This window comes from Ruegeria sp. CI8 (genome assembly GCF_056536865.1).
The window spans coordinates 364,477-378,961 of sequence record NZ_JBQFQL010000004.1 but is presented as its reverse complement, the minus strand read 5'-3'; the positions used below and the strand labels follow the sequence as shown (position 1 = coordinate 378,961).

15 protein-coding genes and 1 tRNA gene are annotated in these 14,485 nt (G+C 58.7%); 10 read left to right on the top strand and 6 right to left on the bottom strand.

Annotation, left to right across the window (positions count from 1 at the left end):
- Positions 1-193, top strand: a 193-nt coding sequence (locus tag ACR0DA_RS17080) for a hypothetical protein (protein ID WP_480755032.1), incomplete at its 5' end; no start/stop codon positions are given.
- Between the two features lie 350 nt (positions 194-543).
- Here ACR0DA_RS17080 and ACR0DA_RS17075 read toward each other — a convergent pair.
- A complete protein-coding gene (locus tag ACR0DA_RS17075) occupies positions 544-1,917 on the bottom strand; it encodes a D-alanyl-D-alanine carboxypeptidase family protein (protein WP_174821329.1) in 1,374 nt (457 codons plus the stop codon).
- 306 nt (positions 1,918-2,223) lie between these two features.
- Positions 2,224-2,925 (bottom strand): HAD family hydrolase, encoded by a 702-nt coding sequence (locus ACR0DA_RS17070; protein WP_170342015.1) that lies wholly within the window; start codon positions 2,923-2,925, stop codon positions 2,224-2,226.
- Positions 2,926-3,017: 92 nt separating this feature from the next.
- Here ACR0DA_RS17070 and clpS point away from each other — a divergent pair, with 92 nt between their 5' ends.
- The 4 genes from clpS to hemF are packed head-to-tail and all read left to right on the top strand — an operon-like array spanning position 3,018 to position 6,095.
- Entirely contained in the window at positions 3,018-3,359 is a 342-nt protein-coding gene (gene clpS / locus ACR0DA_RS17065; protein WP_093963054.1) for an ATP-dependent Clp protease adapter ClpS, read from the top strand.
- 39 nt (positions 3,360-3,398) lie between these two features.
- A complete protein-coding gene (locus tag ACR0DA_RS17060) occupies positions 3,399-4,364 on the top strand; it encodes a class I SAM-dependent methyltransferase (RefSeq protein WP_480755030.1) in 966 nt (321 codons plus the stop codon).
- Positions 4,365-4,401: 37 nt separating this feature from the next.
- On the top strand, positions 4,402-5,202 hold the full coding sequence (locus ACR0DA_RS17055; protein ID WP_170365224.1) for an SDR family NAD(P)-dependent oxidoreductase: 801 nt from the start codon (positions 4,402-4,404) through the stop codon (positions 5,200-5,202).
- A gap of 8 nt (positions 5,203-5,210) precedes the next feature.
- A complete protein-coding gene (hemF, locus tag ACR0DA_RS17050) occupies positions 5,211-6,095 on the top strand; it encodes an oxygen-dependent coproporphyrinogen oxidase (protein ID WP_170372085.1) in 885 nt (294 codons plus the stop codon).
- A 4-nt stretch (positions 6,096-6,099) separates the two neighbouring features.
- On the opposite strand, the gene ACR0DA_RS17045 is transcribed toward hemF, so the two are convergent.
- Complete coding sequence (locus ACR0DA_RS17045; protein ID WP_093963058.1) at positions 6,100-6,510, bottom strand: hypothetical protein; 411 nt, start codon at positions 6,508-6,510, stop codon at positions 6,100-6,102.
- A gap of 192 nt (positions 6,511-6,702) precedes the next feature.
- Here ACR0DA_RS17045 and ACR0DA_RS17040 point away from each other — a divergent pair, with 192 nt between their 5' ends.
- A complete protein-coding gene (locus ACR0DA_RS17040) occupies positions 6,703-7,215 on the top strand; it encodes a toxin-activating lysine-acyltransferase (protein WP_170438417.1) in 513 nt (170 codons plus the stop codon).
- A 9-nt stretch (positions 7,216-7,224) separates the two neighbouring features.
- Here the strand turns inward: ACR0DA_RS17040 and modC are convergent, their stop codons facing one another.
- From modC to modA, 3 genes are read right to left on the bottom strand one after another with little or no spacing between them, the layout of a single operon-like run.
- Positions 7,225-8,322 (bottom strand): molybdenum ABC transporter ATP-binding protein, encoded by a 1,098-nt coding sequence (modC, locus tag ACR0DA_RS17035; protein WP_480755028.1) that lies wholly within the window; start codon positions 8,320-8,322, stop codon positions 7,225-7,227.
- The gene (gene modB / locus ACR0DA_RS17030) at positions 8,319-9,011 is read right to left on the bottom strand and encodes a molybdate ABC transporter permease subunit (RefSeq protein WP_170360337.1); all 693 of its coding nucleotides are present in this window, start codon (positions 9,009-9,011) and stop codon (positions 8,319-8,321) included. Before modB ends, modC begins: the two co-directional genes overlap by 4 nt.
- A gap of 4 nt (positions 9,012-9,015) precedes the next feature.
- Positions 9,016-9,792 carry a molybdate ABC transporter substrate-binding protein gene (modA, locus tag ACR0DA_RS17025; protein WP_170360335.1) on the bottom strand — a complete coding sequence of 259 codons (777 nt, stop codon included), beginning with the start codon at positions 9,790-9,792 and terminating at the stop codon, positions 9,016-9,018.
- A 240-nt stretch (positions 9,793-10,032) separates the two neighbouring features.
- Here modA and ACR0DA_RS17020 point away from each other — a divergent pair, with 240 nt between their 5' ends.
- From ACR0DA_RS17020 to ACR0DA_RS17005, 4 genes are all read left to right on the top strand, one after another.
- Positions 10,033-11,286, top strand: coding sequence for an aminotransferase class V-fold PLP-dependent enzyme (locus tag ACR0DA_RS17020; RefSeq protein ID WP_480755027.1), 1,254 nt, complete (start codon positions 10,033-10,035; stop codon positions 11,284-11,286).
- A 77-nt stretch (positions 11,287-11,363) separates the two neighbouring features.
- Positions 11,364-11,439: transfer RNA gene (locus ACR0DA_RS17015), tRNA-Val, on the top strand.
- Positions 11,440-12,018: 579 nt separating this feature from the next.
- A complete protein-coding gene (locus tag ACR0DA_RS17010; RefSeq protein ID WP_480755025.1) occupies positions 12,019-13,584 on the top strand; it encodes a hypothetical protein in 1,566 nt (521 codons plus the stop codon).
- Between the two features lie 141 nt (positions 13,585-13,725).
- Positions 13,726-14,466: an outer membrane protein gene (locus tag ACR0DA_RS17005; protein WP_480755023.1), complete on the top strand. Its 741-nt coding sequence runs from the start codon at positions 13,726-13,728 to the stop codon at positions 14,464-14,466.
- Positions 14,467-14,485 lie beyond the last annotated feature (19 nt).

The following is a 14,485-nucleotide window of genomic DNA, read 5'->3' as shown; positions in this document are numbered from 1 at the left end:
CCGGTCTCTCCCAGGCGTCTCAACCGTCTTTCCAGTCCGTCAGGCCGTCCTTCCGACCAACCAACACCGCCTCAGCAGCGCCGGTGAAGGGCGTTCTAAGGATAACTACAAATCACCGCAAGCAGAAAATGACAAACTGCCGAACTTTTTTGCTGATTTTATTTTTATCAATATTTGTCAGTTACTTAGATAACAGCCGACTAGCTCCGCCCTTGGGAATTTCACCCTCGGAGATCAAGCCCGACCCGCTGGATTCAAAGTCCGAACCCACCAGACCACTATATATAGCGAAAGCGCCCTGACACCACCACAAGAACACTCGACTCGCGCCCCATGAGTCGACTCACTCTGCACCCGAATTGCGGCTCGGAACGCACAAGCGTTGAAGCGCCGAACACAGCGTTTTGCGCCGCCCCCATGCTTTTGCCGTCCAATGGGCAATTGGCCTCCGACCGGACCGATGGACCGCCGCATTCAAGGCTCAAAAAAAAGGCCGCGAAATCCATTCGCGGCCAGCAACGATCCAGGAGAGAATGTCGGACCTTATGATGGCCCGATCATGAAACAGGTGACATTGCGCGCCTTCAGGCGACGGCAGGCCAGATCTGCCTGCTCGCGGGTCATGCCCTGGAAGGTCGCGTCGAACCCGCGTGAACTCTGGTTCACTTTGCGCAAAGTGCCTTCCAGTGTCGTCATTTCCGACAGAGCCGTCTTCAGCAAAACCTTCTCGGCTTCGTAGCGGGTGGTGTAGCGCCCGACATTGACGCCCCAAAGATGCCCGCCCGACGTAGACAAACGGGTAACGACTTCCTGCTCGGGCTCGGCCACGGCTTCTGCGGGCTCGGTCGATGCAAGCACAAGGTTTTCGGGGCGCAGGGCCGGGCGCGTGTCGGCGTTTTCGACCGGAGGCGCCGTCGGCGCGATATCCGCTGCGGCGATCGCTGCGGCGATGCCGTCTTGAATACGTGCACCGTTCTTGGCTGCGGTTTCAGCCACGGCGCCGGCAACCTGGATGGCAACGCCAGCCCCGGGTCGCATCACAGGCCGAAGGCTCCGCTGTGGCGCGCGGACCGCACTGGCCAATTGGGTGGCTCCACCCAGCCCAGTATTCCCGGCATATGCCGGACGGGCAGGTTTGCGGATCGGAGCCCGAGACGGGGCGCGCCGGAATCCCATGTCCAGCAACTCGGCCACCTTGGCGTTGCGCGAAGTGCTGGATTTGCCGCCGAACACGGTTGCGATGATCCGTTTGTCACCACGCTTGGCCGAGGCAACAAGGTTGAAGCCCGCAGCGCGCGTGTACCCGGTTTTGATGCCGTCGGCGCCCCGGTAGGCTGCCAGCAGCCGCCGGTTGGTGTTCGGAACAGTCTTGATGCCCGCATGTGTCGATTGGCGTGAAAACAGGTTGTAATACTCAGGATAGTCATAAAGCAGGTGCCGACCCAGCGTGGTCATGTCACGCGCCGTCGAAAGATGGCCCGCTTCGGTCAACCCGTGTGCGTTCTTGAAGGTTGTGCGGCTCATGCCCATGGCCTTGGCTGTGCGGGTCATACGGCGCGCAAAGGCGGCCTCGGATCCGCTGAGAGCGATGCCGATCGCGGTCGCGGCGTCATTGGCCGATTTCACAGCGGCCGCGCGGATGAGATAACGGAACGCGATGGTCTGGCCCGCCCGCAGGCCCAGCTTGGAGGGCGGCTCGGCCGCCGCGGCCTTGGTGATCCGCACCTGGGTGTCCAGCGTGATCTCACCGTTCCGCACCGCTTCGAAGGCGATATAGAGGGTCATCATCTTGGTGAGAGAAGCAGGGTGCAGCCTGGTATCGGCGTTGCGGGAGTGCAGAACCTCACCGGTTCTGGCGTCAATGACCATTGCCGCATAAGGAGCCGCAAGCGCCTGAGTCGCCAGGACCAGCGCCATCCATACCACTGTGACTACGAGCAAGCCCGCCCGCGCCGGAACTATCCGCCGAATCTGCACGATCTTTGCCTCTGTCTGCCTCGCGCCGCCGAGTTTTCCCGGTCAGCCTTTTTGATTATTTGGTCGAGGCTAACACACAGCACTGTTGAAATAAACCGAAAGCTGAAAAATCCGCGGCAGCGGCTCCGCTCGGTGGCGTCTAGATGTTGCGGCCCAACGGATGGCCGCCACCAAAACGGCGAAGATGTCAAAAAGTTGGCGCGGCTTCGTCGTAAAAGTTTGAAACTGGGGCCAATCTGTCACAGGTCACGAAATCTGCCGGACCAGATCAGGAAGATCTCCCAAATCGCGGATCTCCCGGAAACGGGGATGGCTTGTCGGGATCTCGGCCTGCTCGATCTCCCACACCAGACCGTGCGGTACGTGCACGCCCCAGCACCCCGCCTGGATCGGCGCGACCACATCCGACCGCATCGAATTGCCGACCATCATGGCACCGGCAGGTGACTGCCCCATCCGCCGAAAGACTTCGCTATAGGTGTCGGGCGTCTTTTCCGACACGATTTCGACCGCGTCGAACAGTTCACCCAATCCCGATTGGGCCAGTTTGCGCTCTTGATCAATGAGATCACCCTTGGTGATCAGAACAATGCGATGGGTGCCTGCGATTGTCTCGACCGTCTCCCGCGCGTGAGGCAACAGCTCGATCGGGTGGGACAGCATCTCCTGCCCGGCTTCGATCAGTTCGCGGATGACCCTGGCCGGGACTTTGTCTTCCGTCACCTCGATTGCGGTTTCGATCATCGACAGGACGAAACCTTTGATGCCATACCCATAGTGGCGGATGTTGCGCTTCTCGGCCGCCAACAACCGCTCCATCAGATGGTCACGGTCCGCATGATCCGCCAGTAGCGCAGCAAAATGCGCTTGGGTCAGCTGAAAGAAACGCTCGTTGTGCCACAAGGTGTCGTCAGCGTCGAAAGCGACGATGGTCAGGTTTTCATCCATTTCGAATCCGCCCGGTTGCTCTTTCCTCTGGGTGGGTCGACGTTATATAAGCCCTGAAACGACCCGAAGTGTGAATCGGAAAATCTCGCGACATGATTGAAGCCCGTTGGATGATGGCTGGCAAATCGGAAGACGATGGCGACACGTCAATCCTTGTTCAGACCAAGCCCAAGACCAAACGACCGCCCTTGTACAAGGTGCTGCTGTTGAACGACGACTACACGCCCATGGAATTCGTGGTGCATGTGCTCGAGCGGTTCTTCGGGATGTCCCATGCGCAGGCCTTCGAGATCATGTTGACCGTGCACAAGAAAGGTGTAGCCGTGGTCGGCGTATTCAGCCACGAGATTGCCGAGACCAAGGTTGGGCAGGTGATGGATTTCGCTCGTCGGCACCAACACCCGCTTCAATGCACCATGGAGAGAGAGGAGTAGGGTCGCGACGCGCGCCTCTGCCCCCTTCAACCCGCTCTGATGTCCTCACGATTGTCTCTCGCCCTCGACTCGGGCCTGACCCTGTCGGAACCGATATCGGTCGTTGGACCGACGCCGGATCATGACCTGTCGGCGCTGCCCAACGGTGTCGAGGTTGTTCAGCCTTTCAAACCGTTCCACGACCATTTCCGGGGCCGCGGCTTTGCAGCTGTGCCCGAAACCGACAGCGCCTGCGAAGACGTGGTTCTGTTTCTGCCCCGCGCCAAAGCGCAGGCACGCGCCATGATCCATCATGCGTGCAGCCGGGCCTTGGGAACGGTTGCCGTGGATGGTGCCAAGACAGATGGCGTGGACAGCTTGCTGAAGGACGTTCGCAAGCGGGTCGAGATCCAGGGCCCCATCGCCAAGGCGCATGGCAAGATCTTCTGGTTCAAGGCCGATCCCGACGCATTTGCAGACTGGGCCGCGCCCACAGGACAGATGGCGGATGGCTTCCAAACCGCGCCCGGGGTGTTTTCGGCCGACGGGGTCGATCCTGCTTCGGCACTGTTGCGCCAGACCCTTCCACCAAAGCTTGGACCTCGGGCCGCCGATCTGGGTGCCGGCTGGGGCTATTTGTCCGCCGGGCTGCTGCAGGATGACACTGTGCGCACGCTGCACCTCGTCGAAGCCGACCATACTGCCCTGACATGCGCCCGGACCAACGTGCCCGACCCAAGGGCACAGTTCCACTGGGCAGATGCGGTGACGTGGTCTGCGCCAGAACCCGTGGACACCGTTGTCATGAACCCGCCGTTTCACACGTCGCGCAGCGCCGATCCCGACCTGGGGCGTGGGTTCATCACCGCCGCCGCGCGCAACCTGTCCCGCTCGGGCCACTTGTGGATGGTCGCCAACCGCCATCTCCCCTATGAAACGACTTTGACTGACGCGTTTGCGCGGGTCGAGGAAATTGCAGGCGACAACCGGTTCAAGGTATTCCACGCCTCTCGCCCTCGGCGGTGAAGCCGATTAACCTGCGCCGCGACTCAGGAGGAAACACATGTCCTTTTCCATAGCCGGCAAGACCGCCATCGTTACCGGAGGCGCCAACGGCATCGGCCTTGCCATCGGCCGTCACTTTGCCGATGCGGGCGCCAACGTGATGTTCGCCGACATGGACGAGAAACGTCTGGCAGAAGAACTGGGCGAACAGGCCGATGACAGCAACGTCCGCTACTTCGCCGGTGATCTGCGCGAGAAGCTGACGATCGCCAACCTCCTTTCGGCCACTCTGGATGCATTCGATCAGGTCGATATTCTGGTCAACGGGGCCAGACAGGTCATCCCGACAGATCCGCTGGACCTGGAAGACGACTCGGTTCGCACCCTTCTGAACCAGAACTTGATGCCCGCCCTGCGGCTGAGCCAGCTTGTAGCCAAGCGGATGATCAAACAATCCGAGGATCAGGAAGACGGGCCAAATGGTTCGATCATCAACCTGTCTTCGATCGCCGGTCAGCGCGCGCATCCTGGCCTTTTGGCCTATTCGGTTTCCAGCGCCGCGCAGGACCAGTTGACCCGGTCCCTCGCAGTGGCGCTTGCGCCTCATCGGATCCGCGTGAACTCGATTGCGTTGGGGTCGGTCATGAGCGCATCACTGCAGGCCACATTGAAAGACAATCGGGACTATCGGCGGGACATTGAGGATCATACCCCACTGGCCCGCATTGCCGCCCCGGCCGAGCTGGCCGAAACGGCGCAATACCTTGCCTCGGACGCGGCTGCGTTCATTACCGGGCAAGTCCTGACAATTGACGGTGGACGGACCCTTCTGGATCCGGTTGCCGCTCCCGCGCATTGAGCCTGACGATGTTTGAAACGGAAAAATCCACCGCCTCGGCCTGGTTTCGCCAGTTGCGCGACGAAATCGTCGCCGCCTTCGAGGCTTTGGAAGACAGCCACCACGTGGGGCCGTTTTCCGATGCCGCCGCCGGGCGGTTCGAAGTCACGGAAACCCGACGCCAGTCCGAGGACGGATCGGACGCGGGTGGTGGGCTGATGTCGGTCATGCGCGGTGGCCGCTTGTTCGAGAAGGTCGGCGTCAATGTCTCGACCGTCTACGGCACGCTGGGCGAGCGGGCGCAACAGGCAATGGCCGCGCGCAAGGGCATCCCCGGGATGACCGACGACCCGCGGTTCTGGGCGTCGGGCATCAGCCTTGTGGCGCATATGCAAAACCCGCATGTCCCAGCCGTTCACATGAACACCCGCATGTTCTGGACGCCCCATGCCTGGTGGTTCGGCGGCGGATCCGACCTGAACCCCTGCATCGAGTACCCCGAGGACACGGCGCATTTCCACGCCACGCAGAAGGCGCATCTGGACCCGCACGGACCAGGGCACTATCCGCGCCTCAAGGAGTGGGCCGACGAGTATTTCTACATCCCGCACCGCAAGCGCGCCCGGGGCGTCGGCGGGATCTTCATGGATGATTACTGCACCGGAGACTGGCAGGCCGATTTCGCGCTGACCCAGGACATTGGCCGCGCTTTCCTGCCGGCCTTTCTGCCGCTGGTCGAAAAGCGGCGCGTGCAGCCCTTTACCGAAGCGGACAAAGACACCCAGTTGGTGCACCGCGGGCTCTATGCCGAATACAATCTGGTCTATGACCGGGGCACGAAATTCGGGCTGGAAACCGGGCATGACCCAGACGCAGTGCTGATGAGCCTGCCGCCGCTGGCCAAGTGGGTCTGAGACGTCAGAACCCGAAATCCATGAAGTTGTCGTAGCAGTAGTTCTGCGCTGAGGACGCTGACATGTTCTCGCCCACCCGCTTGACGGTGATTGAATAGCCGGGGGTGGTATCCACGCCCGGCGGCGGCTTCAACGAGAATTGCACGGTTCGGACACCCGGCTCGTAAGCCCTCCAGATGTAGATCCGTTGCGAACCGGGGACACCCAACTGCCGAATGGCGAAATCGCCGATCCCGCACCAGTAGTTGACCGGTGCTGACGACCCGATTGCCTTGACCTCATACACACCGTCTCCGACGGATCTTATCTCGGTGCGGTAGGTCGGGCGGACGCCGATGCCGAACCCGACAGCTTGTGCCGCAATTGGAGCCAACAGTGTTGCAGACAGAACCAGGGCTGAAATCGAATGCTTCATCAAAACTATCCGCCAAAAAACCGGGTTGCTCCAATCATAGGCCGCCTGCCCATTGAGTAAAGCCAAACCGGGTTACCTTTGGAAACAGGCCGCGCTCACAAGCCCGCTCCGCTGCGGAGGGGACAGAAAACTAATACCATTTCAAGACTTTGCCCGATATACTGCCAATGTTCCAAGGGGTTGAGGTCAGGTTTGAGCAGAAAATTTCCAAAGGACTGGTTTGATATCTCTCCCGAGAAATACGCCGATTTCGGCGCGCTCTTCTACCTTGCCGGACTGACCAAAACCCACCAGCAGCGCAGCCTCGCCCAGGTTCTGTACGCGTTCGAAACGCCTTTGCGGCTGGGGCAGTATCACATCTTTCGCCAAAACGGATTCCCGCGCGGTTTCGTGACCTTTGCCGGGCTCAGCCCTGAAGCGGAATACCGATATGCGGTGCAGGAAAAGCCGCTGATGGATACCGACTTCACCAGCGGTTCATCTTTCTGGATCGTCGATTTGGTCGCACCTTTCGGACAGACCAACCAGATGGTCGAGATTCTGAAACGCGAGATTCCGCATCCGAGGGTGCGCACGAACCGCATGGACAGCGACATGACCCGAAATCGGATCGTCGAATGGACCCGGGATGAAGCCGGCAAGGTCCACATGAAACTGTACCGGAAAAAAGAATTCTCACAGCTTCTGAAAGAACAGGGTGGCTGACCCTGCCACCTAGGTCTTGGCGACCCGCCCGCCCACATCCTGCGGTGCCAGCGCTACGGTCTTGACGACCGCGTGGCACGGTTTGCCGGGCTGCAACGCCAGGGCATAGACCGACCGGCGCGTCACACGGGCCAGCAGGGTGCCCGCCGGTGTTCGGACCGAAACGATCGCTCCCGGACCTTCGCCCGCGCGCACGGTCTCGACGGTGCCCTGCAGGACGTTCAGCGCCGACAGACCCTCGGGCTTTCGGTCCGACAGTATGACTTCCTGGGCGGGGATGCGGATCCGAAGCGCGTCGCCAACCGAATGCGGGATGCGCGGCAGGAACAGTCGGACACCGTTTGCCGTCAGTTCCGTCAGGCCATCTTCGTGATGCGCGGCCACACTGACCTCAAGCACCGCACCCACAGCCCGCACACCTGTCGGCGCAACCGTGGGATCCGCCAGCACTTCGGAGGCCGGTCCCTGCCGCAGCACCTTGCCGTCTTGTAACGCTACGACCGAGGTGGCAAGGCGGGCCACTTCGGCCGCAGAATGCGTGACATAGAGGATCGGCACCGAAACCTCGTCCCTCAATCGCTCGAAATAGGGCAGGATCTCGGCCTTTCGGGCTTCGTCCAGCGCAGCGAGAGGTTCATCGGCCAGGATCAACCGCGGGCTTGCCAGCAGAGCACGGCCAATGGCGACGCGCTGTTTTTCACCGCCCGACAGGTGGGCGGGGCGACGGTCCAGCAGGTGGCCGATGCCCAGCATCTCGATCACGTGATCGGGGTTTTCACGGCGCGCGTCCCGGGGAGCGAACCACCGGCCGTACGACAGGTTCTGGCGCACGGTCAGGTGCGGGAACAAGCGGCCTTCCTGAAAGATATACCCCAGCCGGCGGCGATGCGGCGGCAACCAATGGCCTTGCTCGGTATCGAACAGCACCCAATCATCCACCGCGACCCGCCCAGCCTGGGGGCGCAGCAAACCGGCCACGGCATCCACAATGGTGGTTTTGCCCGACCCCGATCGTCCGAACAGAACCGTCACACCCCGCGGTGCCTGGAACAGGATGTCCAGGTCGATGCCCGGCAGGCGGTGTCTTATCTGCACGGACAGGCTCATGTTCCGGCAACCCGGGCCGCTGCGCGACGCCCCACATATTCCGACAGAAGCAGCGCCCCCATGGCGATGACGATCGAGATGATGACCAGCCGCATCGCGGCGCTCTCACCGCCCGGCACCTGAAGGAAGGCATAAACGGCCGACGGCAGAGTCTGGGTCTGGCCGGGAATGTTCGACACGAAGGTGATCGTGGCTCCGAACTCGCCCATCGCCTTTGCGAAGGCAAGGATTGCCCCTGCGATGATCCCCGGCAAAATCATAGGCAAAGTCACGGTGACAAAGACAAAAGGTTGCGATGCCCCAAGCGTCGCTCCGGCCTGTTCCAGTTTTGGATCAACCGCCTCGATCGACAGGCGGATTGCCCGAACCATCAGCGGAAATGCCATGATCCCGGCGGCCAGCGCGGCCCCGGTCCAGCGGAAGGCCACAACGACGCCCAGATCAGCCAGCACCCGACCAACCGGGGCTTGTACGTTGAAGGTCAGCAGCAACAGATAACCGGTCACGACCGGTGGCAGGATAAGCGGCAGATGCACCACGCCGTTCAGCACTTGTCGGCCAGGAAACCTCCAGCGGGCCAGTGCGTAGGCCACGAATATCCCGAGTGGCAGCGAAACGACCGTCGCCCAAAAAGAGACGCGCAGCGACAGTCGCAACGCTTCGATCTCGGCGGGGCCCAGCCAACCCATGGCGCTATCCGTGCGGCAGGGTGAAACCCTGCGCCTTGAATATGCCGGTCGCCGGTTCGCTCTTCAGGTAGTCGAGGAAGACCTGCGCCTCAGGCCGTGCGGTCGCGGTCAGGGCTGCGGGATAGACGATCACCGGGTGCGTGCCTTCAGGGAAAACTCCGACCACATCCACCCGGGCCTCGGCCTGCGCATCGGATCGGTAGACAACACCCATTGGTGCCGCGCCACTTGCGACAAGCGCCAAGGCCGCGCGCACGTTGTCGGCCTGAGCCACCTGATCCTGAACATCGTTCCACAGGTCCAGGGCAGTCAGCGCGGCCTTGCCGTAGATTCCGGCGGGAACCGCATCAACGAGGGCCATCGCCAGATAGCCGCCTTTCAATTGACCGCTCAGATCGAAGTCCGGCGTAAGCGTCTGTTCGCTGGGCTGCCCTGCGCGCGCAATCAGCACCAGCCCGTTGCCCACAAGATCGACGCGCGACGCCGGGTCGATGTCTCCGTTCCGCTCAAGAACATCCATCCAGGCGGTATTGGCCGAGATATACAGATCGGCCGGCGCGCCCAGCTGAATCTGCCGGGCCAAAACGGAAGAGGCTGCGAAGGAAACCGTAACCTGTTGACCTGTCGCGGCCTCGAATTCCGGAGCGATCTGGTCCAGCGCGGTCTTGAGACTGGCCGCCGCGAACACCAGGACCTCAGCCGCCGCAACCCGAACCGGGGCAACCAACGCGCCGCAAACGGCGGCAACCGCAACAAGACGGCGGCATGTGTCGAACTGCATCCCCGGCTCTCCTGTTCGGACGGTCGCACTGCTTTTGGCATATCGGAGGCAGCGGGCCGCAGGCAAGGTGTATTCCCGCCGGCGTGCCATGCAGAGTCCGGAATCAATTGGTCTTTCCGGCGTCGAAAGAGTAAGCCCGGAGAAAAAGGCGGCATCCCAAACCCGCAATCTGTCGCAAACGAAATTGATGTCGCGAACTCGCAAGACGAGTCTGGGCATGAACCAAACAGGACGTACACCATGCTGCACCAAACCCCGGGATTGATCGACACCGTTCGCGCGCGGTTTGCCCATGTGGACAGCTGCCCCTTTCAGGGTCCCCGCATCTTTTTCGAAAATGCCGGCGGCGCACTGACCTTGAACTCGGTGGTCGAAACCTCGGCCCGTTTTGCGGCCATCCCGGACAATCAGGGGCGGGGCAACCCCGCCAGTCACGCGTTGGTCGACATCATCAGCCGTGCCAAGGCAGATCTTGCCGTGTTTATGAATGCGCCTTCGGGGCAGTTCTTCGTGGGTGAAAGCGGAACAGAGCTGCTGTTCCGCATGATCCGCACGGCCTGCGTGAATGCGCCAAAAGGGGCAAAGGTGATCGGCAGCTCGATCGAACATCCCGCCAGCCGCAGCGCCGCGCGCCGCTGGGCGGGCCTTGCCGGATTGGACTATGTGAACGTGCCGCATAACGACGCGACAGGTTTGGTTACGGCCGCAGATTATTCGGCCCACATGACACCGGACGTCGCGGTCGCCACGATCCTGCACGCTTCGCCGGTGACGGGAATGGGAATGGACGTGGCTGAAATCTCGCGCGCGATCCGGGCGGCGTCGCGGGATTGTTTCATCATCGTCGATGGCATCCAGCACGCAGCACACGGACAGTTGGATATCGACAGCTATGAAGTCGATGGATATGCGATTTCACCCTACAAAGTGTTTTCCCGGCATGGCTACGGCATTGCCTGGATCTCCGACCGGCTGACCGCCCTGCCCCATGACCAACTGATTGACGCGCCCGCTGATGGTTGGGAATTCGGCACGCGCGATACCGGTGCCTACGCCACGATGTCCGACGTGGTTGCCTATTTCGACTGGCTGGGCGGCCAGGTGTCGGATGCCCCTGACCAACGCACCAGAATCGAGGCCGCCGGCCAGGCGATTCATGCCTATGAGACCCATCTGACCAACGCGATGATCAACGGCGTCGGCAACCTGCCCGGCCTGCGCGATATGGATCACGTCGCGATTCTGGCCGGAGAAGACAACCCCGCCCGCGAAGGACTGGTGTCGGTCGTGGTCCGCGACATGCCCTCGACCGACGTGGTCTCGCGCCTGAACGCGCAGGGCATCCGAACCCACACCCGCAAGGCCGACCATTACAGCGGGAACGTGCTGAACCCGTTGGGCTTGTCCGATTGCATCCGGATTTCGCTGTGCCACTACAACACCGAGCACGAAGTTGCGCAGCTGCTGACCGCATTGAAGGACATGAATCCCTGAGACACACAGCCACCGGCGCAGAAATTCTGAAAGACCCTCTTGCGCCGGCCCACCAGCTTGGCTAAATCCCCCCTCACGGGTGATTAGCTCAGTTGGTAGAGCGCTTCGTTTACACCGAAGATGTCGGGAGTTCGAGTCTCTCATCACCCACCATATTTACTTTCTGAAACAAGAGAAAACCATTAAAACAGGGCAGACAGGGCAGTATGTCCGTTTGAAGGTTACAAAAGGTGTTCTAATGGCAGGCAAGTTCTATTCCTTTGATCAACCGTTCCGATCGGTATCACGCTTGGCTTGTGGCGCCTAAAGACCTGCGGAGAATCGTCGGCAAGTCGGAACTACGCACACCGCTACGTGGCGACTACCGTCAGGCTCTCAAGCTGCTGCAGGGTGCCGTTGGGCAGCTACTTGGTCCGCCCCACTCTAGTGGGGCGGATCACAACCGAGATATTCTAGGGCTAGGTGACAGTTTGACTAGTTTGGATAGCAAGAATACTTGACCCACGTAGTCTTGTACATTTTACGGTCGGTTACATAGTTGCAAATGAGTATTCAAACCATTGATTTAAAACACTTCACTTGGAATTCGAGTATCGAATCACCCACCACGTCGTCCAGCTTCAATGATGGTTTTGTCGCACGAAACTGCTAAGAAAAGGAGCTGAAAGAGTCACTTGCAGAAGTCCAAAAAACGGATTGCACATTCTCTGTCCTTAAAATAGGCGTAAGTCCATGGCTAAGATGCGACTTTTTCTCTCCGTTGTGGCTTCTCTATGCGTCTTCATTGTGCTTTTGCCGTTTTCTCTTGCTGGCGAAAGCACAATCATTGAAGCCGGAGTTCTCATCGACGATGCATTTATTTATGCGGTTATAGCCGAAAATATTGCCTCCGGCTTAGGCGCGACTTTTGATGGCATTCATCCAACCAATGGTTATCAACCGCTTTGGATGCTATTGATTGTGATCGCAAAAACTGTTGCACCGTCGCTGGAAATAATTTCTATACAAATATGGCTTAGCGTTGTGCTTTACTCTGCAGGTTATGGGCTGCTTGTTTGGTGGTTTGTGGAGAAATTTTCGTTTCCCAAGCTACTGGGGCTCGGATTTTTACTTTCGTTTAGCGTGCTTAACCCAAGTTTTTTTAGGCCGATATTTCTAGGGCTTGAGACGCCGCTATTGTTCTCACTTATACCGATTTGGTTAATTTATGCTCGACAGCTTGTCGCTCGAAAAGATAACGCTAGCCACATTTTTGCTTTAGCAATAACATCCTGTGGAATATTTCTTACGCGAACGGATATGTTTTGGGTTGTACCTGTTACGGCGCTGGTTGTTCTTTACTTACACCGCGCGTCATTCAGAACAGCCTGTTTTTTTCTGCCTTGCCTGTCAATTGTTCTGGCGTACCTTTTGTATAACCTTCACTATTTTGGTTCCCTCATTCCGGTTTCAGGCCGAGTCAAAAAGTTTTATATGAACCTCCAATACCCTACGTGGGAAAGCTATTGGGCCTCTGATCAGTGGCTGGGTCTTTTCAGTATGACTGACAAAGTCTGGAATATGTCATTCTACGTTACTCTACTTTTTTTGATCATTACCTTCATACCGCTTCTTTCTCGGAAATATAGAGCATTTTTCCCTAAGGAATTTCTAATTTTTTCTGTTATTATCATGCTGCATTTATTGTACCTTCAGTTCATACACAGAGAAGTGCGGCCTTACACAAGCTACTATTTTTTACCGGAAATTATTTTTATACTGGTTTCTGTGTCATTTCTATTTCAGAGGTTCGCGGGGATTTTCTTTGAGAGGATGGGGATCATTAAGGTTGTCAACCTTCGCTATTCAGGCGCTATATTGGCAACGACTGCGATTGCATGGGCCTTTCTTCAGCCAAGGTATGAACTTAAACCATCAGAAAATTGGCGTGATCGGCTGGCCTTAGCTCGAACTGCATCCGCCTTGCTCCAGCCAAGTGACCTTGTTGGTGCTTTCTGGCCTGGGTTGATTGCCTACACAATGCCACAGACTGTTGTTCCGTTGGATGGGATTGCTGCTTCGCCGCAGTATTTCGAAAGCGTTGTGAAGACGGGAACCGAACTTGAGCGAGCAGCAGAACTGGGGATCAACCATCTGATTGTCGAGATCCCCGATAATTTCAGCATACTGCAGCCAATTGACAGTGTTCCGCGTTGGTCACAGATTTACCTTTCCCGACTGAGCAATAGTGAGAACTTCCATTTTGAAGAGGTGCATACGGAAGGAAACTGGAAACTGTTGCGCATGAACAGAAAATAGATACTAATTACAAATATGATAATCGTAGCGCTGAATAGTTGTGTGGCAAACTTGCACATACCGGCTGTGGGCTTGTGGTGCGTTGGAGTTTTCAACAAGATACATGATGCTACGGTGGAAAGAGCGTAGCGGGAGTGCGAAATGGAACACTGGAAAAGGATAGTTTGCACCCTGCTGAGTATGATGTTTGCGACCTCGGCACTGTCTCAACAGTCCGACTGGTCGTATTCGGCCACGATCTACCTGTTCACCCCTGAAACCGAAGTATCGCTGGACACACCCGCCGGAACCCTGGATGGCACGCTCAGCTTCTCTGACGCGCTGGAAAACCTCGACCTTGCTTTCATGGGCACGTTTACCGCATCGAACGGCCGCTGGTCGTTCCTTGCGGACTACAACTATACGAACCTGTCCTTCTCGAACGAGACTCCGGGACCGGCAAGCTCGGGTCTGGACACATCGTTCAAAACGCAGTTCCTGAGCGGCTATGTCGGCTACCGCGTCCACGAAACGCCGACAGCCAGCGTCGATCTGGCTGGCGGGTTCAGATGGTTCAGCACTGAAACAAAGTTCAACCTGTTGCCCGGAACAGCGCCCGGCAATCAGACGTCGGTCGACAGCAGCTGGACCGATCCGGTGATCGGCGTCCGTGCCCGGGTCGCGTTCTCGGACAAATGGTCGGGAACCGGTTTCCTGGATTATGGCGGGTTCCGCAGCGACAGCGAAACCTGGCAGGTCCTGCTGACTGCGGACTATGCGATCAACGACCGCTGGCTGCTACGCGGCGGGTACCGCTACATTTCCTTTGATCACGACATCAATGGCAATGACTTCAGCTTCCACCAATCCGGTCCGGTCATTGGCGCAACCTACCGATTCTAGGGCATTTGCCACCCACTAG